The sequence below is a fragment of the Corynebacterium pygosceleis genome, assembly GCF_016595275.2.
GTDB classification, from domain to species: Bacteria; Actinomycetota; Actinomycetes; order Mycobacteriales; family Mycobacteriaceae; genus Corynebacterium; species Corynebacterium pygosceleis.
The window spans coordinates 51,353-72,522 of sequence record NZ_JAENIQ020000001.1; the positions used below are offsets into that span (position 1 = coordinate 51,353).

At 69.3% G+C, this 21,170-nt stretch carries 13 protein-coding genes and 1 tRNA gene; 4 read left to right on the top strand and 10 right to left on the bottom strand.

Annotation, left to right across the window (positions count from 1 at the left end; genetic code table 11):
* Positions 1-441: 441 nt before the first annotated feature.
* Both JIM94_RS00170 and JIM94_RS00175 read right to left on the bottom strand, forming a co-directional pair.
* Positions 442-518 (bottom strand) — tRNA-Met (locus JIM94_RS00170).
* A 169-nt stretch (positions 519-687) separates the two neighbouring features.
* Positions 688-3,732: a UPF0182 family protein gene (locus JIM94_RS00175; RefSeq protein WP_200254058.1), complete on the bottom strand. Its 3,045-nt coding sequence runs from the start codon at positions 3,730-3,732 to the stop codon at positions 688-690.
* A gap of 91 nt (positions 3,733-3,823) precedes the next feature.
* Between JIM94_RS00175 and JIM94_RS00180 the strand changes: the two genes are divergently transcribed.
* Positions 3,824-4,396, top strand: coding sequence for a PPA1309 family protein (locus JIM94_RS00180; RefSeq protein WP_200254060.1), 573 nt, complete (start codon positions 3,824-3,826; stop codon positions 4,394-4,396).
* Positions 4,397-4,457: 61 nt separating this feature from the next.
* Positions 4,458-5,297: a hypothetical protein gene (locus JIM94_RS00185; protein ID WP_200254062.1), complete on the top strand. Its 840-nt coding sequence runs from the start codon at positions 4,458-4,460 to the stop codon at positions 5,295-5,297.
* On the opposite strand, the gene JIM94_RS00190 is transcribed toward JIM94_RS00185, so the two are convergent.
* Positions 5,294-6,361 (bottom strand): YlbL family protein, encoded by a 1,068-nt coding sequence (locus JIM94_RS00190; protein ID WP_200254064.1) that lies wholly within the window; start codon positions 6,359-6,361, stop codon positions 5,294-5,296. The two genes, JIM94_RS00185 and JIM94_RS00190, sit on opposite strands and share 4 nt — an antisense overlap.
* Positions 6,362-6,487: 126 nt before the next feature.
* On the opposite strand from JIM94_RS00190, the gene JIM94_RS00195 reads away from it, so the two are divergent.
* Complete coding sequence (locus tag JIM94_RS00195; RefSeq protein ID WP_200254066.1) at positions 6,488-7,927, top strand: zinc-dependent metalloprotease; 1,440 nt, start codon at positions 6,488-6,490, stop codon at positions 7,925-7,927.
* Positions 7,928-7,976: 49 nt separating this feature from the next.
* Here the strand turns inward: JIM94_RS00195 and JIM94_RS00200 are convergent, their stop codons facing one another.
* On the bottom strand, positions 7,977-8,498 hold the full coding sequence (locus tag JIM94_RS00200) for a M48 metallopeptidase family protein (RefSeq protein WP_200254068.1): 522 nt from the start codon (positions 8,496-8,498) through the stop codon (positions 7,977-7,979).
* Between the two features lie 82 nt (positions 8,499-8,580).
* On the opposite strand from JIM94_RS00200, the gene JIM94_RS00205 reads away from it, so the two are divergent.
* The gene (locus tag JIM94_RS00205; RefSeq protein WP_200254070.1) at positions 8,581-9,453 is read left to right on the top strand and encodes a hypothetical protein; all 873 of its coding nucleotides are present in this window, start codon (positions 8,581-8,583) and stop codon (positions 9,451-9,453) included.
* Positions 9,454-9,456: 3 nt separating this feature from the next.
* On the opposite strand, the gene JIM94_RS00210 is transcribed toward JIM94_RS00205, so the two are convergent.
* The 6 genes from JIM94_RS00210 to JIM94_RS00235 all read right to left on the bottom strand — a co-directional run bounded on the left by JIM94_RS00210 (position 9,457) and on the right by JIM94_RS00235 (position 21,116).
* Positions 9,457-11,523 (bottom strand): ATP-dependent DNA helicase UvrD2, encoded by a 2,067-nt coding sequence (locus tag JIM94_RS00210; protein WP_200254072.1) that lies wholly within the window; start codon positions 11,521-11,523, stop codon positions 9,457-9,459.
* 15 nt (positions 11,524-11,538) lie between these two features.
* Positions 11,539-12,426, bottom strand: coding sequence for an NAD(+) diphosphatase (locus JIM94_RS00215; RefSeq protein ID WP_248085875.1), 888 nt, complete (start codon positions 12,424-12,426; stop codon positions 11,539-11,541).
* Positions 12,423-13,499: a potassium channel family protein gene (locus tag JIM94_RS00220; protein ID WP_198738651.1), complete on the bottom strand. Its 1,077-nt coding sequence runs from the start codon at positions 13,497-13,499 to the stop codon at positions 12,423-12,425. The genes JIM94_RS00215 and JIM94_RS00220 overlap by 4 nt, the downstream gene beginning before the upstream one ends.
* 74 nt (positions 13,500-13,573) lie before the next feature.
* Entirely contained in the window at positions 13,574-16,957 is a 3,384-nt protein-coding gene (locus tag JIM94_RS00225; RefSeq protein WP_200254074.1) for an ATP-dependent helicase, read from the bottom strand.
* Complete coding sequence (locus JIM94_RS00230; protein WP_200254077.1) at positions 16,947-20,237, bottom strand: ATP-dependent DNA helicase; 3,291 nt, start codon at positions 20,235-20,237, stop codon at positions 16,947-16,949. Before JIM94_RS00230 ends, JIM94_RS00225 begins: the two co-directional genes overlap by 11 nt.
* A 3-nt stretch (positions 20,238-20,240) precedes the next feature.
* Positions 20,241-21,116, bottom strand: coding sequence for a TIGR02569 family protein (locus JIM94_RS00235; protein ID WP_200254079.1), 876 nt, complete (start codon positions 21,114-21,116; stop codon positions 20,241-20,243).
* Positions 21,117-21,170: the final 54 nt, after the last annotated feature.

Below are 21,170 nucleotides of genomic sequence, written 5' to 3' on the forward strand. Positions count from 1 at the left end.
CCGAAGCAGCGCAACCGAACGGGTGTACACGACCACCGACGGTGGCCGACCACTGCCGTTCCGGGTCGGGCGAGGAAACATCCACGCCACAAAACGCCACGGGTACACGGACTTCACGATCCTGAACCGCCCACCGGTAACCCCGGCCTCGTTGTCGCCCGCCTCCTGTTCGGCACCGGTTCGCGCGGCGGCCGAGCCTGCGGGACCGGTGTGAGGTGGGTTGCACTGTCGGGGTGCGGGTCAGTGTTGTGGGTCCAGCCCGAGGACCGGGACGACCCCGAGCAGCGGTCCGGGTACCGGGGATCGCACTGTCCCCCCTCTGTCGGTGACCGTAAAACTTCATCTACCACCGGCCTGGGGCAGAGATTGCACATGTCCGGCTTTCGGAGGGTTGAAAACGAGAAAACCCCCTCTCCCGAAGGAGAGGGGGTTTTCCGTACGTGGTAGCGGGGGCAGGATTTGAACCTACGACCTCTGGGTTATGAGCCCAGCGAGCTACCGAGCTGCTCCACCCCGCGTCGGGTGCTACGTACTGACACCGTGCCTGGAAACTTCCTTTCGTCTGCTCCCTGGCAACGTTGAGTTACTTTACATAGCTTCTCGGTGAACGTCCAATCGGGGCGGTGAACTGCGAAAATGAGAGAAGCGGCGAACACGGTCAGCCGGGTCCGCCGCTTCTCTCAGCCGTCAGGCGTCGGTGGAGTCGGCCGCGGGGGTGTCCGTGTCGCCGGCGCCGTTCTGCAGCCGCTGGTACTCGGCGACCGCACGGTCGAGCCGGTCGAGGGCCCGGCCGTACTGCTCGTGGGACGCGTTCTTGGCGTCGTCCAGCCCCTTGAGAGCCTCGGAGACGCGGTCCATGGCCTCGTTGAGGTCCGCCGCCGGAACGCCTGCGGGGGTCGGCGGCGTGGCTTCCCCACCACCACCGGACTCACCACCGGCGGGCGTCTCCTCGGCGCTGTCCGGCAGGTCCGTGGCTTCCTCGACGTCTGCGGCGGACCGGGGGTCGATGCCGACCTGGCTCAGCGCCTCGGCGATGGTCGGGGCGTAGCCGACCTGACCGTTGTAGTTGACGAGCACGCGCAGCAGCTTCGGGAAGGCGGAGTCCTGGTCCTTGCGCTGGGTGTAGATCGGTTCGACGTAGAGGATCTCTCCCCCGCCGACCGGCAGGGTCAGGAGGTTACCGTTCTTGATGTCGTTCGTGCCCTCCCACAGTGACCGGTCGCGGGCCACCTGGTCGGAGGACATCATCGTGTCCTGCGCCTGCGCCGGGCCGAGCGTCTGGGTCTGGGTGGGCAGGACGCGGACGGTGATCCTGCCGAAGTTGTCCGGGTCGGAGGAGACGGACATGTGCGCGGCGAGGAACTGGCGCTCCAGGCCACGGAACGGGGTGATCAGCTGGAAACCGGCCTCGCGGGACTCGGGGTCCGCCGCGACGACGTAGTACGGGGGCTGGTTGACCCCTTCGACACCCTTCGATGCGTTCGGGTCGCTGGGCACGGACCAGAAGTCGTCGGAGGTGAAGAAGACGCGCGCGTCATCGACGTGGTACTTGGCGATGATCTCGCGCTGGACCTTGAACAGGTCCTCCGGGTAGCGGAGGTGTTCGCGCAGGTCGTCGGAGATCTCATCCTTCGGCTTCACCGTCCCGGGGAACACACCCTCCCATGCCTTGAGCACGGGGTCGGATTCGTCGAACTCGTAGAGCTCCACGGATCCGTCGTAGGCGTCGACGACGGCCTTCACGGAGTTGCGGATGTAGCCGACCTGGTCGCTGAGCAGACGCTGGTTCGTGCCGCTGGCGTTCAGGGAGTCCCGGGTGACCTCGGTCAACGTGGTCCGCTGGGCGTAGGGAAGGTTGTCGAGGGTGGTGTAGCCGTCGACGATCCACTTGATCCTCCCGTCGATGACGGTGGGGTACGTGGTGGAGTCGGTGGTCAGCCAGGGGGCGACCTTCTCCACGCGGGAGCGGGGATCACGTTCGAACAGGATCTTCGTGTCGGAGTCGATCCGGTCACTCAGGAGCATGTTGATCTCCTGGTAGCGCAGGGCGAAGGCCGTCCGGTTGATGATGTTTCCGATGGAGACGCCACCGGATCCGGTGTAGGTGTAGCTCGACCCGTCGGTGTCGTATTCGAGGGCCTTGCCGTCGAGGGTGCCGCCGACGATGGCGTAGTCGCTGTTGGCGGGGCCGGAGGCGATGACGGGGCCGAAGTACACGCGGGGTTCGTCGACCTCGATGCCGAGTTTCTCGGCCTCCTCGTTCTCCGCGCGGCGCTGGAGGGTCTGCAGGTCACTCACGGTGTAGACGGGGTAACCGCCACGGGTGGATCCGACGTCGCGGGCGACCTCGTCGACCTGGTTGGCGGGTGCGGCCACGAGGCCGTTGCCGTGGGTGTAGACGGTGTGCCGGTTGATCCAGTCCCGCTGGTTGTCGCGCAGGGCGTTGGGGTCGATCTCACGGGCGGCGACGACGTAGTCGCGCAGTTCACCGTCGACGGTGTAGCGGTCGATGTTGAGCTTGTCGGGGAAACCGTAGAAGTTCTTCAGCTGCTGTTGCTGGGTGAACGTGTCGGAGAGGATCTGCGGGTCGAGCAGCCGGATGTTCGACAGTGTCGCGACATCATCGGCGACGGATTCCTCGGACGCCCCGTCCGCACCCCAGTTGGTTATGTAGGTGACCTCGTCATCCGTGACACCGTAGGCGTAGCGGGTCGCCTCGATGTTGCGGGCGATGTACTTGGATTCCTTCTCCGCGCGGTTGGGGGCGACGGAGAACTGTTCGACGGCCAGGGGCCAGGCCGTTCCGATCACCACGGCGGACAGGACCATGAGCCCCGTGGCCAGAGCGGGGATCCGGAGGTCCCGGAGGACCACCGCGGAGAAGAACGCCACCGCGACGACGACCGCGATGACCATGAGGAGGATCTTCGCGGGCAGGACGGCGTTGATGTCCGTGTAGGAACCGCCGTAGAAGGAACTCCCCTGCGCCCCGCTGTGGTGTGCGCTCAGCAGGTCGTACCGGTCCAGCCAGTAACTGGCGACGCGCAGCAGCATCCACAGTCCCGCGGTGACCGCGAGCTGGATGCGGGCGGGGTTGGACATGCCCCCCTTCTCGGAGAAGCCGTTCGATCCCAGCCGGATGCCACCGAGCAGGTAGTGCCCGACGAGGGCGACGAGGAAGGCGACGACGAGAAGTGAGGAGAGGGAACCGATGACCAGTCTCAGCAGGGGGAGAGTGAAGGCGTAGAAGCCGTAGTCCCGGTGGAACTGGGGATCGGTGACCCCGAAGTCGGAGCCGTTGAGGAACAGGGACACGGTGGTCCAGTTGGCCTGTCCGACGAGCCCGGCGAGGATTCCGACGAAGATCGGGACGCCGAGGAGGACACGCCTGAGCGACTGCTCGATCGCGGCGCGGTACGCACGGATCGGGTTGTCCGGATCCAGGTTGAGCGATCCCGCCGTGTCATCCGGGCGGTACCTGAACGCCAGGAACCCGGCGAGCCAGACGATGACCGCCGCGACGGCGGCGAACACCAGGAACAGGACGACCCGGGTGATCAGGACCCGGGTGAACACACCCCGGAAGTCCACCTCGGAGAACCACAGCCAGTCGGTGTAGTAGCCGACGAGTATCGGTCCCGCGAAGATGATGAGGGCGACGAGGAAGATGATTCCGCTGATCGCCCTGGGTGGTCGTTTGAACGGCTTCTGGGGGCTAAGGCCGCTAGACAAGCCAACTCCTTTAATTAACGTGCACGTGACGGATAGAATCCAACAGTACTTTCTTTTTCCGCATCCGAGACAAACGGGAGCCCCCACCTCCATGTCAGCAACTCCGGAGTCCCCCCGCACCCAGCAGGCCCTCAACCGGGCCATGATGGAGGCCGTCGATCATGTCCATGCCGCAGGCTGGGATTCCCCACCCGTCCTCTTCGCCCTCGTCGAGACGTCGCTGCTCGTCGACGCCACCGGTGCAGCGGACCTCATCGAGGGCGAATCCCCGCTGACACTGGTCCAGCAGGATGATCTGCCACCGCACATCGAGGGAGGCTCCGATGAACTCGGTGACTTCATCTCCCGTCTGGCGTGGCCGGAGCAGGTCACCGGGGTCATCCTCGCCCAGGAGATCCTCTTCCGCGACACCGCCGGAACCGACCCCGACGAGGTCTCCGACGGTCGGGACATCCCGATCGAGGCGAGGCCGGCGCGCCTCTTCTCCGGTGTACTGCGCGGCGGTGAGGAACTGACGCTGCTGCAGCTGCGCCCCACGGAGGAGGAACTCGCCCAGGCGGGCCCCTTCGCGGAGGACGAGATCAGTCTGCGCGGTGGTCCCGGTGTCGCTCCCGGTGTCATCGCCGCACTTCATTACACTCTTGAACAGCCGGCCGTCGACTGACGGCCGATGGATCCCACCCGGCGCGTACCATCCGCCATCAATGAGGAGCTGACTGATTCCGGTGCCCGACAACCTCTTCCCCCGCTCCTCCCGTCTGTCCCGGATCGCGGCCGTGCTGACCGTGAGCGTGGTTCTCGCCGGCTGCGGTTCAGCTGACGCACCCGGCGGCGGGGACGACGCCGGGGCGACGTCCGTGACGGGTGACACGTCGACGTCACCGGAGACCCCGACCACGGTGGCCGGTGCGGACTCCACCTCTCCCGGTTCCTCCCCGACGTCCGCATCCGGGGGAAAGAGTCCCCGGCTGCCGCGGAGCGTGCAGGACGCGTACGAGCGTTTCGGGACCCTGGCACCGCGGTCACTGTTCGAGAAGTTCGATTCCTGCATGCCCAACGGGGTCGCGGATTCCTCGGCGTGCTCGGGTGAGGAGGTCGGCCAGTTCCAGTTCTTCGCCAACGAGGCGAAGGCCGCGTCCACCACCCAGCTGCTGACCGAACTGCGCAGTGCGCGGATCGTGCAGGATGACGGTGACGTCATCGTCGGGTGGTCCACGGTGGGGACCGTCGCGATCATCACGGTCGTCGACAACGCCAACGGTGTGGTCCTGCAGCAGATGGTCTCGACCGACGAACAGGACCCCCGGGAGCGGATCGTGGAGCTGGGTCTCGCACGGAACACCGCCACGTCATCCAGGCAGCCGCTGAGCGGCGGCTCCTCCCCTGTCTCCACACCCCGCTCATCGTCGTCCCCGTCGGTGACGACCTCACAGACGACACAGACGACGCGGTCGTCACAGCAGGGGACATCATCGTCCACCGATGCGACGACCGGGGACGGGTCGACGGGGGCCACCACCCCCACGGGGTCGTCCGACGCGCCGTCCGACCGGGTGTCCGACTAGTTCGAGAGGTAGTCCTCGCAGGTGACGGCGGTCCCGGGGTGACTGTCGTAGGCGGCCATCTGGTCGATCGCCTCGGTGAGCGTGTCCACCTTCAGCACGGCCATCTCCCCGTGGTCACGGCTCACGGCCTCGGCGCAGTTCTCGCTCGGGGCGAGGAACACCTCCGCTCCGGCGTCGCGTGCGGCACGGACCTTGTGCGCGATTCCACCGATGGGGCCGACGTCTCCGGCGGCGTCGATCGTTCCGGTGCCTGCGACGAAACGGCCACCGTTCAGGGGCCCGTCACTGAGTTTGTCCACCACGGCGAGACTGAACATCATTCCCGCGCTCGGGCCACCGATGTCCTCCAGGTTGTAGCTGACGCTCACGCCGTCGGCGGGTGCGGCCTCCATGAGGACACCGAGCAGCGGCACGTCAGGATGGTCGTCGTGGTTTCCGAGGGTGACGTCGAGGGACCGGTCCCCGTCTTCCCCGCCGATCTCCAACCGGATCCGGTCGCCGGGTTTCTTCGCGCGCACGGCTTCCTGGACCTCGACCGGCATCGTCACCGCCGTGCCGTCGACGGCGCGGATGATGTCCCCGTCCCGTAGTTCACCGTCCGCCGCGGAGCCCTCCGCGACACCGGCGACCCTGACCTCGACCGGTCGATCGAGGTAGTTCATGGCCGCGACGGTGGCGGCGGATTCGGACGAGGTGAACAGGACCTCGTTCCGTTCGGACACTTCCTCGATGGTTTCCCCGGGGCGGATGAAATGGTCGATGGGGACGAGGGTGTCCTCTGACAGCCACCGTCGTACCGCCTGCGCGAGCGTCATCCCGGTACGGACCTCGACGGTGGTCATGTTGAGGTTCCCCTCGGTGTCATCGAGCTCCGCCCCGGTGATGTCCACGACGTTCTCTCCCCGGTATTCACCGAGCGTGTCGAAGGTCGGGCCCGGCCCCTCGGCGGCGTAGGGCACCGTCAGGTCGATCCCTGTCCCGGGGACGTGGTCGGCCATGGCGAGGAAGGTCAGCGCGACCACGGGGAGCGCCCCGGCCAGCACAGTGCTTGTTCGACGATTCACGACTACACACGATACAGCCCCCGGTCGATGTCCCCGGTCATGCTCCGGTGGAGGGCGTCATGCTGTTCGCTGAGAGCGTTTGTTCCGTGATGGCGAAGCTCTCACGGCCGCCGGTAGGTTGGAGCCATGAACAACCATGGTTTTGGCTTCCGGCCCGGTAACGATGACGATGACGACCGCAACGACGGTCAGGGGAACTTCGGTTTCTTCAGCTTCGGTCCGGGTATGGGCGGCGGCAACGCGGGCGGCGGTGGCCTGGGCGACATGCTCAACCAGTTCGGTCAGATGCTGTCGGGAATGGGGTCGTCCATGAATTCCCCCGACGGACAGGGGGCGGTGAACTACGCACTCGCAGAAAGGATCGCCCGCCAGCAGATCGGTCGCGTGCAGCCGGTGCCCGGGAATCAGGTCACCGCCGTCACCGATGCGGTGCGTCTCGCGGAGCTCTGGCTCGATGACGCCACCGAACTGCCCACGTCCTCGGGGCGGGTCGAGGCATGGAACGCGGAGACGTGGTTGGAGCAGACGCTCCCGGTGTGGAGGAGGATGGTCACCCCGGTTGCGGAGCGGATGAACGAGGCCCAGCTGGAGTCCCTGCCGGAGGAGGCCCGGCAGATGATCGGCCCCATGCTCCAGATGATGAACCAGATGTCGGGGATGAACTTCGGCATGCAGCTCGGCAACGCCCTGGGGGATCTCGCCCGCCAGGCGCTGACGGGCTCCGATTTCGGTCTCCCGGTCGCGCCTGCGGGGGTCACCGCGGTGCTTCCCGTGCATCTGCAGGAGATGTCGAAGGGCCTGGATGTCCCGGCGCAGGAGGCACTCGTCTACCTCTGTGTCCGGGAGGCCGCGCGCCAGCGCCTGTTCAGGCACGTTCCCTGGCTGGTCGAGCGCCTGGTCTCCTCCGTGGAGGAGTACGCGGCGGGGCTCGTGATCGACACCTCCCACATCGAGGAGGCGGCCCGGGAGCTCAACCTGGAGAGCGGCGATCCGGCGCAGATCCAGGACGCGATGCAGCGTCTGCAGGGCATGGACCTGTCGCCGAGGATCTCCTCCCGTAACGCGGGTGCCGCGTCCCGGCTGGAGACGATGCTCGCGCTCGTCGAGGGCTGGGTGGAACTCGTGGTCACCGAGGCGATCGGCGACCGGATTCCCTCCACCGCGGCGATGAACGAGGCGTGGCGTCGACGCCGCGCCACGGGTGGTTCCGCGGAGCAGGCGTTCTCCAAGGTCGTCGGCATCGAGTTCGCCGCACCCAAGGTCGCCGAGGCCATGGAGCTGTGGCGCCGCATCGAGGTGGCCGTGGGTGTCAAGCGCCGTGACGCCGTCTGGGACCACCCCGATTTCCTGCCGGTGGCCTCCGACCTGGAGAACTCCGCGGAGTTCATCGACGGCCTGCTCGACGAGGGCGGGGCCCAGGATTTCGACCCCATCGCGGAGATCGACGCCCTGGAGAAGATGCTCGCCGAGGAAGCCGACCGGAAGGACACGGGGGACACCCCGGAATCCGACGCCCCGGATGACGCAGACGGCGGGGACGCCGGGGACGACAAACCGAACTCCTGATCCGCTCCCCCGTGACCCCACAGTGACCCGCAGTGACCCGTACCGCGGGTCACTTCCCTTTTCCACCGAAACGCTGGTACGCCTCGAGGTAACCTTTCGCCCGCTCCGCATGCGGTGCACGGTCCGCCCACGCCCGGAAGGCCACATCGTGCCCCGAGTGGATGAACGTGTGCGTGAGTTCGTGCACGAGAACGGCGTCGAGCACGTATCCGGGGACCTCGCGCAGCCGATCGGTGATGCGGATCTCCCCGGTGTCCGGGCTGCAGGAACCCCAGCGCTGCGTCTGGTTGGCCACCCACCGGACGGAGCTGAAGGTGGCGCGTCCCTCCAGAATCCGCTTGTTCAGCTCCAGGGCACGGGCCTCGAGTTCCGCGTCCCCGGTGTGCACCGACGTGGACCGCCGCCGCACCTTCGCGACGATGTCCGCGACGGCCTCCGTCTCCTGCGCCGCGCTGAGACGCGCCGGAATCCGGACGACGATCCTCCCGTCGACGATCCGGCCGGACACCGTTCTCTTCCGGCGGGTGGATCGGATCACCTGGATCTCGGGGAGTGTGGAACGCTCGGCCATGGAAACAGAGTCTATCCGTGATGAAGGGGTCGCACCGTCACCGTGATGCGACCTGTGGACAACCACGATCCCGAGGTACCCCATGCCCGAAAACGGAACTCTCCTCCAGCTGGCCCCGACGGTCGGCCTCCACCTCCGCCGCGACGGGGCGCTCCAGTTCGGTGCCGACTCCGCCTGGGCCGGAGTCATCGACACCCTCACCCCGGAGACGACCCGGCGCGTCCACTCGCTCCTCACCGGCGCCCGTTCCCCCGTGACGGGCGGGCAACTCACCGAGGCCCTCACCGACGCGGGTGTCACGCCCGCGGAAACCGCCACCCTGATCGATGAACTCCTCGGATACGGTGTTCTCGTCCCCGCGCGGGGTGCGCCCCCGCGTATCGGTGTACTCGGCGAGAACCCCCTCGCCGACGGTGTCCGTGCCCTTCTCGTGGAACACGGTGTCGAGGTGTCCGGGAGGCTCCCCGGCGAACGGCCCGGTGGTTTCCTCCGCACCTTCTCCCCCGGTTCCCCGGTGGTGGTCACGGGAGCCCCGGACGAGTTGCCCGGATTCGCGGCTCCGATCCTGCGCCGGGGCGGGGACGTCATTCCCGTGACCGTCGTGGACGGTCGGGTGATCCTGGGGCCGATCCGCCTACGGGGCGAGGGGCCGTGCCCGCTCTGCCTGCGGCTGCACCGGTGCGCCACCGATCCGGGAGGTCCGCGGGATGCGTTCCGGTTCGGGGACGGCGGCTGGTTGCCACCGGATCCCGTTGTCCTGCACACGGCGGTCACGTCCGCCGCGGCGCTGGTTCTCCGCTGTGCGGGTGCCACGGCCCCGGCCCCGGGACCCGACCGTGGACTCCCCTCCGTGGGGACGGTGCTCACCGTCGATCCGCACCGGCTCACGACAGGTTCGGCCCGTTACGGGACGCATCCGCACTGCCCGGAGTGCTGGTCAGCCGCACACCGGTGAAGGTCAGTCGAGGGTGCCGTTGACGATGGCGAGCACCCGGTCACCGTACTTGTCCACCTTCACCGGGCCGACGCCGCTGACACCGAGGAGTTCCCGTTCGTCGGCGGGCATGGCCTCGGCGATGGCCATGAGGGTCGCGTCGGAGAACACGATGTACGCGGGAACCTGATCCTCCCGTGCGGTCTCCGCCCGCCAGGCGCGCAGCTGCTCGAAGATCCCGTCGTCCGCACCGCCGGGGCAGTCGATGCAGCGGCGCAGTACCTTCTCCTGCGGGCTCTCCAACGGGGAGCCGCACACCCGGCACCGCTTCGGGCGGTTGCGGGACGTTCCCCGTTCCACCGGCTCCGGGTCGGTGACGATCCCGTCGAGGAACCGGGTGCGTTTCCGCGACTTTCTGCCGCCCTCCTGTCGGGCGAGTGCCCAGGAGCAGAAGAGATGGGTCCGGGCGCGGGTGACACCGACGTAGAACAGTCGGCGCTCCTCCTCGATCTGGTGGTCCCCCGCCTTGATCGCGTGGCTGATGGGGAGGGTGTTCTCGACGAGGCCGACGAGGAACACGGCGTCCCACTCCAGCCCCTTCGCGGCGTGCAGCGACGCGAGCGTCACCCCCTGCACCGTCGGCGGATGCTTGGCCTCGGCCCGGTTCTTCAGCTGCACGAGCAGACCGTTCATGTCGAGGTCCGGGGTCGCGAGGCCGAGTTCGTGGACGAGTTCGACGAGCGCGTTGAGGGACTGCCACCGTTCCCTGGCCTGGGCGCCCTCCGGTTCCTCCGGGGTGAGGCCGAGGGGCGCGAGGACGGCACGTGCGACGACGCGGAGCCCGGGTCCGACGGCCTCGGCGGGGAGGTCGTCGCGCTGCGCCGCGCGCACGAGCTCGGTGATTGCCTTACGGACCTCCGCCCGGTTGAAGAACCCTTCCCCACCGCGCACCTGGTAGACGATTCCGGCGTCGGAGAGCGCCTGCTCGAACACGGCGGACTGGGCGTTGATGCGGTAGAGCACGGCGATCTCGGCGGGCGACACCCCGGAATCGATGAGTTCCGCGATCTTCTTCGCCACGGCGGCGGCTTCCGCGGGCTCGTCGTCGTGGACGGAGAACTCCGGTTCCGGCCCCGGGTCCCGCATGCCGGTGAGTTCGAGCCGGGTGCCCGCGACCCGGCCCTTCGCCCGACCGATCACGGCATTGGCGAGTCGGGTGACCTGCGGGGTGGAGCGGTAGTCGCGTTCGAGCCGGGTCAGGGTGGCGTCGGGGTACTTCCGGGTGAAGTTGAGCAGGAAGTCCGGGCTGGCGCCGGTGAACGAGTAGATGGTCTGGTTCGCGTCACCGACGACGGTGAGGTCGTCGCGCTCCCCGAGCCACGCGTCGAGCACCCGCTGCTGGAGCGGGGTGACGTCCTGGTACTCGTCGACGACGAAACTGCGGTACTGCTCGTGGAACTCCTCCGCGACGGCGGGGGCGTTCTCCAGGGCGGCGGCGGTGTGCAGGAGGAGGTCGTCGAAGTCGAGGAGCATCCCCTCCTCCGAGGTCTTCGCCCGCTCGTAGCGTCGGTAGACCTCCGCGACCTTCTCCGCCTCGACGGGCGGCGTGCGCTGCGTGCCGGCGATCGCCTCCGCGTAGGCGTCCGGGGTAATCAGCGAGGCCTTGGCCCACTCGATCTCACCCAGGATGTCCCGCACGGTCTCGGTGCCGGAGTCCACGCCGACGCTGCGGGTGGCCCGCCCGACGAGCGGGAACTTGTTGTCCAGCAGCCGCCACGGCAGATCTCCGGCGACCTGCGGCCAGAAGTACCGCAGCTGGCGCCGGGCGGCGGCGTGGAAGGTGCGCGCCTGGACACCACCGATGCCCATGCGGGCGAGCCGGTGCCGCATCTCTCCGGCGGCCCGTGCGGTGAACGTCACGGCGAGCACCCGGTTCGGACCGACGAAGCCCTGGTCGATCAGATGCGCGATGCGGTAGGTGATGGTACGGGTCTTGCCGGTCCCGGCTCCCGCGAGGATGCAGACCGGCCCCCGGGGAGCGGTCGCGGCCACCCGCTGGTCCGGGTCCAGTTCGTCGAGGTTGATCGCCATGTCGTCTCTCCGGGGTCAGTGTTCGGTGTCGGTCGTGGCGGCGGTCGCCCGCGCCCGGGCCCACCCGATGATCAGGCGGTGCGCGATGGAGCCGGGTGGCGCGACGGGCACCGCTCCGTCGAGGATGTCCGCGGGGGTCGCCCAGATGATCTCCGCGAGCTCCCCGTCGGTGCCCCACCGGGCGTCGGCGTCGTCGGTGACGGCGGTGAACCCGATCATCACCGAATCGGACACGGGCCACGGTTGACTGCCCGCGTAGCGGATGTCCCGGCAGGTGCGCCCGGTCTCCTCCGCCACCTCCCGGGCGAAGGCCTGTTCCAGGCTCTCCCCCGGTTCCACGTATCCGGCCACCAGCGAGAAGAAGTCGTTTCTGGCGTTCCGGGCGAGGAGTATCCGGCCCGTACCGGAGAGTTCAATGAGTCCGATGACCGCCGGATCGACGCGGGGGAAGTACTCTCCCCCTGCACCGTTCACCGCTCTGCTGCCGGTCTCGTTCCAGGTCAGTTCCGACCCGTCCCGGGGATCGAAGCGGAGACGTTCGGTGGTGCGCAGAACGGCGACGGCCCGGGCCACGGTGCGGAACCAGGTGCGGTGGTCGAGATCCCGGGGCGCCACCTCGTGGGTCGCCTCCGTCCCCGACATGACGGCCTCGGCGGCTGCGTCGTCGACGCGCAGGGCGTAGTCCCGGTCGATGGTCCCACGGGTGGCACCGACCTCGAGGAGCACCCTCCCGTCGGTCGGCACTCCGAGGTCGGCGAGCTGAGCCGTCGTGAGGTAGACGGCGGTGAGGTCCCCGGACATCAGGGCCGTGTCGCGCAGGGTCACGCAGAGATGGTTCTCGTGGACGACGGGCCCCTCCTCCCCGGTGTCGTTGAGGCGTGCGTCCGGTTCGTGGGTCGTCACTGCCCGGACACGTCCTCCCGGAACACGCGGCGCACGAACAGCAGCCGGTCCCCCGGTTCCACCGTCTCCGCCTCGGGTGAGTCGATGCGGTAGAGCTCACCGGAGCGCACGACACCGAGCACGATGTCCGCGAGGTGTCTGGGGTTCGCCCCGACCTCGTCCTCACCGACGAGTCGTTCGGCGATGGAGAAGCCCTCGTCCGGGGACAGCAGGTCCTCCATCATCTCCACGACGGACGGGGTGACGGTGGCCAGGCCGAGCATGCGGCCGGCTGTCTCGGAGGAGATCACCACGGAGTCCGCGCCGGACTGCTTCAGCAGGTGCAGGTTCTCGGATTCGCGCACGCTGGCGACGATCGTCGCGGCGGGGGCGATCTCCCGGACGCTCAGGGTGACCAGGACGGCGGTGTCGTCCATGTTGGGGGCGACGACGACGGCCCGGGCCCGGGTCACACCCGCGAGTTTCAGGACGTCGGCCTTCGTCGCGGAGCCGTGCACGGTGACCAGCCCCTGGCTCGACGCCATGTCGAGGGAGTGCCGGTCGGTGTCGACGACGACGATCTGGCTGGGCGGTGTGCCGTCGGCCATGAGTGCGGCGACGGCGGAGCGTCCCTTGGTGCCGTAGCCGACGACGACGGTGTGGTTGCGCATGCGCTTCCTCCAACGCTGGATCTGCAGTGCCCGACGGGTTTCCTCCGTGAGCACGGACAGGGTGGTACCGACCAGGAGGATCAGGAATGCGATCCGGATCGGGGTGATGATGATGATGTTGATCAGGCGGGCGTTCTGGGTCACCGGGGTGATGTCGCCGTAACCGGTCGTGGACAGCGACACCGCCGAGTAGTAGACCGCGTCGATGAAGGTCAGGTCCTCGGAGTAGCCGTCCTTGTCCGCGTAGACCATCAGCGCGACGAGAGCGAGCAGGATCAGTGCGTACACCACCCGACGCGCGATGAGCGTCCACGGGGAGAAGTAGCGCTGCCCCGGGATGCGGATGATGTTCAGCAGCGCGTGATCGGGGAGATCATCGAGTTCGGTGTCGCTGCGGAACCGGTCGCGGAAGCTCTTGCGCATCTCGTCTCCGTGTTCTGGTCGTCTCGCTGTGCCGGTGGGCCGTGGTGCGGGCCCGCACCCGACGGTGAGGCACCCTACAACAACTGCGCCAGTTCCCCGGCGTCTGGTAGCTTACCCGGCTCGAGGGTGTGGTCGGACCCGATGTAGTGGAAAGCGGCCCTGATCTCGGCCGGATCGATGCGTCTCCCCGTCCGCCGGGACAGCAGTTGCGCCCATGCCAGACGGTAGACCGCCAGCTGGATCACCGCCGCCCCGAGATCGGGGCCCGTCGGTGGCCGACCGGTCTTCCAGTCGACGACCATCCAGCCCGTCGTCGGGTCGTCCCCGTCATGGAACACCGCGTCCATCCGCCCGCGGACGACATGTCCGCCGATGGTGATCTCGAAGGGCTGCTCGACGTGTTCCGGTGTCCGCTGCGCCCAGGTGCTGGCGAGGAACGCCTCCTTGAGACGGGCGAGCTCGGGCCCACGGATGTCCTCCTCCCCCAGACCGGGCAACTCGTCCTCGTCCAGCAGACCGGTGGCACCGTAGCGGTCCTCGATCCACTGGTGCAGCGCCGTGCCGCGTTTGGCGTAGGTGTTCGGCTTGAACGGCACCGGTCTGCGGAGCCTGCGGGCGAAGGCCGTGGCGTCCCGTGCGACCGCCACCAGATCCGAGGCGGTGAGTTCCCGGCCGATCTCGACGTCGACGACCGGGGTGTCCAGGCGGCGTTGTTCCTCGATCAGTGCGCTGACCTCCTGTTCCCAGAGTTCCTCGATGTCGCCGTCGTGGCCCGGTGGGGGTGGTTCGACCGCGGCGGCCCGGACGAGCTCGGCACCGCCGCGGACGGCGTCGGCCCGCGCGCCGAGGTGCTCGGGCGGGAACACGGCGTCCGGGGTGTCCCCGCCGTCGTCACTGCCGGAGTTCTCCGTCGGGGCCTCCGGTTCCGTCTCGTGCCAGTGGACGACGGAGCCCGGCTGGTTGCGGCGGATCTCGTCGACGTGCACGTAGGGGGCGGCGGTCGTGCCCGTGTCGTTCGTCTCGGATCCGGTGACGTAGAGGAGTCGTTCGGAACGGGTGAGTGCGACGTAGAACAGGCGGGTGTTCTCCTCCTCGAGTGCGGTACGGAACTGTGCGCGGTGCTCCTCCATCGCGTTCTCCAGGTCCTTCCGGTTCTCCGCGTCGACGGTGTCCAGGACGGGACTGCCCACCGGGTCATCGGCGTCGTCGCGGGCGTCGCCACGCAGGGTGGCGGGCACCTTGGTGATGTCGGTGAGCCAGGTCTCCACCGTGACCCGGGGGGAGGAGGCGTCGGTGTAGGTCCGGTTGTCGGCGTGGAGCACGGCGACGGTGTCCCATTCGAGCCCCTTCGCCTTGTGCACGGTGAGGATCTGCACCCGGTCGGCGTTGACCCGTACCTCACCGGGTTCCAGACCCTCCTCCTGTTCCCGGGCGAGGGAGAGGTGGTCGAGGAGGCTGCGCAGTCCCGTCCCGGGGATCTGGGCGAAGGAGGCGACGTGTTCGTGGAACCGGTCGAGGTGGACGGTTCCGGCGGCACCGTCGGCGTGGGGGTCGGTCCGGGAGAGGATCTCGGTGCGGATCCCGGTGATCCTCTCGATGTCCCCGAAGATCTCGCTCAGGTCGTGCCCCAGGGAGTGGGTGCGCAGGTACCGGAGGTGCGCGGCCAGGCGACGGAGCCGGATCAGCCCGCCGGCACTGTATCTCTCGGGTTCACCGAGGTCGGCGACGGCGTCGGTGAGTCCGGCGGTGGCGGTGTCGTCCCCCGTGGGCAGGGTCTCGCTGATGATCCGGTGGAGTCGGGCGAGGGCGGGGTCGTCGGGGCCCCGGTCCACCGCGTCAGTGTCCGGCGGTTCCTGTCGTCGCGCTCCTCCGGTGGCACGACCCGCGAGGTTGGCGGCCCGGTCCGCGAGGGCGAGGACGTCCGCGCCCCCGAGCCCGACGTGGGGCCCGGTGAGAATGCGGAGTGCGGCCCGGTTGTCCCCCGGTCGGACCAGCATCGTCGCGAAGGCGACGAGGTCCGCGACCTCGGGGATGTCGAGGAGCCCGGCCAGTCCGACGATCTCGACGGGAACGCCCCGTTCCCCGAGTGCCGCCGCGATCGCGGCGGAGTGTTTCCGCTTGCGCACGAGGACGGCACCGGTGAACTTCCGCCCGTTTTCCCGGCGCTCGGCGTAGTCGTCGGCGAGCCGGTCGGCGATCCACCCGATCTCGGTGGCGGCGTCCGCGAACCAGCCCAGTCGGAGAACCCCGGCGGGTGCTCCGGGGCGCGACCGGAGCGGCTGGACGGCACGGTCGGGGATGTTCTCCGGCCCGAGGACGCCACGGGAGACGGCGTTGGCCGCGGTGAGGATCTCGGGTGGGTTGCGCCAGCTGGTGACCAGCTCCATCTTCGGTGCCGGTTGCGGCGGGGCGGTGGGGTCGTGGCGGTCGATGCGGGGGAAGTCGGTGACGAAACGCGTGAGGTTGGCCGCGGTCGCTCCCCGCCAGCCGTAGATGGACTGCATGGGATCGCCGACGGCGGTGACCGTGAGGGAGGGGTCGGTACCGCCGAAGAGACTGGACAGCAGCACCCGCTGGGCGTGCGAGGTGTCCTGGTACTCGTCGAGCATGACGACACGGAAACGGCGGCGCTGACTGTATCCGACCTCGGGGTGGGTGGAGGCGAGTCGGGCGGCGAGGGACATCTGCTCCCCGAAGGTGATGACGTTGCGGCGGCTGAGTTCGGCACGCAGTTGTTCGACGAGCGGGAGGAGCGCGAGGCGCGTCAACTGCCGGTCCCGGATGTTCGCGGTTTTCTGTGCGAGCTTCTCCTTCTGCCGTGGGCCCGGGGGAAGTTCCTCGAAGAGGGAGACGAAGGGCAGTGTCTCCTCGGTGATGCCGGTGGCGTCGACCATGTGGTTGTCCATGTCGGCGGACAGGGCGAGCAGGGTGTCGACGACGTGGGCGCGGCCCGTCTCCATGGGCAGCTCACCCCGGTAGGAGCCGACGAGATCCCAGGCGATCTGGAAGAGCTCGGTGCGGGTGATCAGTCGGGCGGAGGGCTCCACGGGGAGGAGCAGGCCGTATTCGCCGATGAGTCGGCCGGCGTAGGAGTCGTAGGTCGAGACGGTCGGGGTGATCGCCCGGAGATTGTGCTCCAGGGTGCCGGTCGGGTCGAGGTCCCGGAGCCGGGGTATCCCGGCGAGTGTGGCCAGTCGTGCCCGGATGCGCTGGGAGAGCTGCTGGGCGGCCTTCCGGGTGAACGTGAGCCCGAGGACCTGATCGGGTGCGGCGAGTCCGGAGGCGACCAGCCACACCACGCGGGCGGCCATCGTCTCGGTCTTGCCCGCACCCGCGCCCGCGACGACGAGGAGGGGGCCGGGATCCGCGCTGATGATGGCGGCCTGCTGGTCTGTGGGGGCGTGTTCCTGTCCGAGCCACCGGGACAGCAGCACCGGGGAGAGTTTCTCAGCGGACATCGGTGAGCATCCGTCCTTCCTCGTGTGCGGGGCACATGCGGCGTAGCGGGCACCGGTCACAGGAACGGTTGACCCGGGCGGCGAGACGGGGTCCGGTCACCGAGGCGGCGAGACGGGGCAGGGTGGCGGCGAGTTCGTCGAGTTCCTCCGGGGTCTTCGCGGCCTGGTCACGGGTGGTGATCTTCGCCGAGGTGGTGCCCGGGTAGACGAGGACACCACCGCCGACGGATTCTGCGGAGCCGGGTGACCCGGCGTCGGTGACCCGGACCCGCCCGGGTACATCCCCGGCGGTGGTGTCGGGGATGACCGTTCCCCTCGACAGGGCGAGCTGGTAGGCGGCGAGCTGCGCGTGCTCCCCCATCGATTTCTGGGTGGGCGGTTGGGTACCGGTCTTCAGGTCGACGACGACGAGCGAGCCGTCGGAGGTGCGCTCCAGCCGGTCCATCCGGCCGGTGATGACCAGGTCCCGGCCGTCTTCCGTGGTTCCGACGGTGACGGACACGGGCACCTCCACTCCGACGGCGGTGAACACCGAGCGGGAGACCGTGATCCAGTCCGTGGTGCGTGCGATGAGCCGGTCCCACGCGGCGAGATCGGTCGGTGTCCGCCAGTTCGGGGTTCCGGTGAGGTCGAGGACCCGGGTGTAGGCGTCCCGCACCATCCGCGCGGCCTCGTCCCTGTCGGCGCCCTCCCCCACCGCCTCGGCGAAACCGTGGGCGAGGATTCCGGCGACGAGGTGCAGCGGAATCTCCTCGTCGGTGTCGACACGGCCGAGGACGGCCCGCAGCGGACACTCCGCGATCTGTTCGATCTGCGAGGGTGACAGGGTCACGGTGTCCCGGTGGGGGCGGACCGGTCGGTCGGTGGACGGCCCCGCGAGCCCCCACCACTGGTCCGGGTCGGCACCGGGTACCCCGGCCTCCGCGAGGCGTGCCAGCTGGCGGGCCGCCTGCCGACGACGGCTGCCGAGTTGGCCGGGGTCGCAGACGGTGCGGCGGAGTTCGCCGACCATGGCCGGGACCGACAGCAGTCGGGGGCCGCCGGGAACACCGTCGGCGGCACCGGTGTCCCCGGGCACCTCTCCCCCGGTGTCCCCGGGGCCGCCGGTGATCCGGCGGACCTCCACCCCGAGCTCCCCGAGGAAGCGGGACGGCTCGAGGACCTCGTTGCCTTCCGGGGTGTCCAGTGCGGTGACCAGCAGGGTGTCGGTGGCGCGGGTGCACGCCAGGTGGAACAGGCGCCGTTCCTCGGCGAGGCGTTCCACGGAACGGGAGATGTGGATGTCCGGGTCGATGCCGTCGTCGAGGAGGTCGACGAGGTCCTCCTGGCCGAACAGCGTCCCGGTTTCGGAGGTGGTGGGCCAGGTTCCCTCCTGGACCCCGGCGATGACGACGGTGTGCCACTCCCTGCCACCGGCGGCGTGCGCGGTGAGGAGGTGCACGGCGTCCGGTTCGACACCACGCCGGTCCCGGGCCCCGGTCGGGAGCTGCTGTTCGGTGATGTGCCGGACGAAGCTGGCCGTCCCGGCGGTGGGGCGACGCTCGACGAAGTCGCCGGCGGCGTCGAACAGGGCCATCATCGCGTCGAGGTCGCGGTCGGCCTGTGAACCGGCTGTGCCGCCGCGCAGGGACGCCGCGGAGAGCCGGTCGGCGAGCCCGGTGGCGTTCCACAGTTCCCACAGGACGAGTTCCACTGATCCACCGGCACGGTGTGCCCCGACTCCCGCGGTGAGGACGGACCGGACCCGGTCGAGGATCTCGGTCTCCCGGTCGGTGAGGAAGTCCGTGGCCCCGGTACCGCCGCCGTCGTCCCCGCCGTCCGCACCGACGTCCCGGGGCGGGGTCCCGGCTGTGGAGCCGTGCGGGAGGACCAGATCCGCGAGGACGTCGACGGCACGTCGTTGTCCGCCGCGACGGAGTTCCGCCTGGCGCAGTCCACGCAGGAGACGACGGAGCGTGACCGGGTCCGCGCCGCCGACGGGGCCGAGCACGAGTTCCTCGACCTCGGTGCGCTCCAGTGGTCCGTCGAGTGCCCGGGCCGCCAGCAGGATCGCCGAGACGATGCGCTGCTCCGCGAGAACGGTGTCGGTGGGATCCAGCTGCACGGGGACCCCGGCTGCGAGCAGTGCCCGCCGCACCGCCCCCAGGGCCCCGGTGGAACGGACGATCACCGCCATCCGCGTCCACGGGACCCCGTCCATGAGATGGGCGCGCCGGAGGGTGTCCGCCACGGTTCCGGACTGGGTCGCGGCACTGTCGCAGATCACCGCACCACGGTGGGCGGGTGTGCGGTGGGGGACGTCCAGGATGAGTTCGTCGGTGCAGGGGTGGTCCGTGAGGAAGTCGGGGTCCGCGCCACGGAAGCGGAACACCGACTGCCCGGGGTCCCCGGCGATCACGGTCAGCCGGGTCGAGGGGATGAACAGGCCCAGGAGCTCTGCGGTCCGTGGATCGAGGTTCTGCGCGTCATCGATGAGGAGGGTGTGCAGGGATTCACGCTGCCGGTCCAGCAGTCCGGTGTCGAGGGCGAGGGACTCGATGGCGACGGTGACGAGTTCCGAGGCGTTGTAGCGCCGTACACCTCCGAGGGCCATCGTCCGCTCGTACTCGCGGAGAAAGTCGCCTGCCGCCCGCCATGCGGGGCGTGCGTGCTCCTGTCCGAGGCGGACCAGATCCTCCGGCCCCAGGCCACGCTCGACGGCACGCAGGAGGAAATCCCGGAGTTGTCGGGCGAATCCCACCATCGTCAGTGCGGGCCGCAGCTCGGCGGGCCAGCTGCCGAGGCCGTCCTCGGCGTGACCGGCGAGGAGTTCGCGGATCACGGCGTCCTGCTCCGCACCCGTGATCAGCCGGGGCGACTGTTCCCCGGAGCGGACGGCCGCCGCCCGGAGCAACGCGAACGCGAAAGACGGCGCCGAGCGGACGAGGGGCGCGGAACCGGCGAAACCGGGTATCTCCCGCAGGTGCCCGGCGAGCTGCCCGCGGAGCCTGGCGGCGGCCTCCTTCGACGGGGTGATGATGAGCAGTCCGTCCGGGTCGGCCCCCTGCCGCAGGCGCTCCAGGGCGGTGTCGAGCAGCAGTGAGCTGACGCCGTGGCCGGCCGCTCCGGTGACCCGCCAGACGCCTTCCCCACCGTCGATCAGGCGCCGGGCCTCCGGCCCCCAGGTCCGTGCCGGGGAGTCCGGTCGCGTCGTGGAACGGCGCAACCGGACGGTGGGGTTCGGCGGTGGCACGAGATGATTCCACGTGCCGACACCGGAGGTGGGGCGGGTCTCAGGCATGGATCACAGTGTGTCAGAATCCCCGGACAACAGCAGTTCGACGACCCGGGCGAGTTTCGCACTGGCGTTCTGGTCGGCGTCGGGGAGCAGTGCGTGGAGGTAGAGGCGGTAGAGCAGGGCGCGGCGCATCAGCTGGCCGATGTCCGGCAGGTGCGAGAACCGGGAGATGATGCCGTCGTCGACGTCACCGGCGACGAGTGCGTCGACGATGACCTGCGCGGCGGTGTAGCCGTGCGGATGGGCCACCCCGACGAGGTCGGTCACCACGGGCGGCAGGCTCCCGGAGAACAGGGTCGTGGCGAACATGTCCGCGTGCCCGACCTGTCGGGCACCACCGACCGGTTCAAGGGTCCTGGTGACCAGTGCCGCCATGGTCATCCCCGCGCGCTGGGTCTCACTGGCGGTGGCGTCGAGTCCGAGTGCCGGGGCGAGGACCGAGGCGGGGTCGGAGGACCAGGCGGCCCGGTCCGCGACGGCGAACAGGTCGGTGACACCGTCCGGCTCCCCCACGGGTGCGGTGAGATGACCGGGGACCGGCAACGGTGCGAGGGCGTCCGCCAGCCGCAGTGCCGCGGCGACCGTCTCGTCGACCCTGGCGAGGGGCTCCCCCTCGATGAAGGTGGAGGCACGCCAGCCGGACACGACGTAGCGCCCGTCGGTGGACCGGACGGGTCTCGCGGGACGGACGCCCGCGGGCCGCAGCTGCTCACGGACCTTCGCCGACCAGCTCGCGGCGACGGGATCGAGGACCCGGCTGATCACCGTCTGGTCCACGAGCCAGCCGTTGTCCCAGACGGGACCGAGGGGCTGCGGGTCCCGGGCTGCGGCCCGGAAGATGCCGCACACGTAGTCCGGTAGTTCCGGAGGGGTGTTGTCCATGCCCGCCACGTTACCGCCCGGCCCCGCCCGGCCCGGGAGGTGGTGGTCGCACGG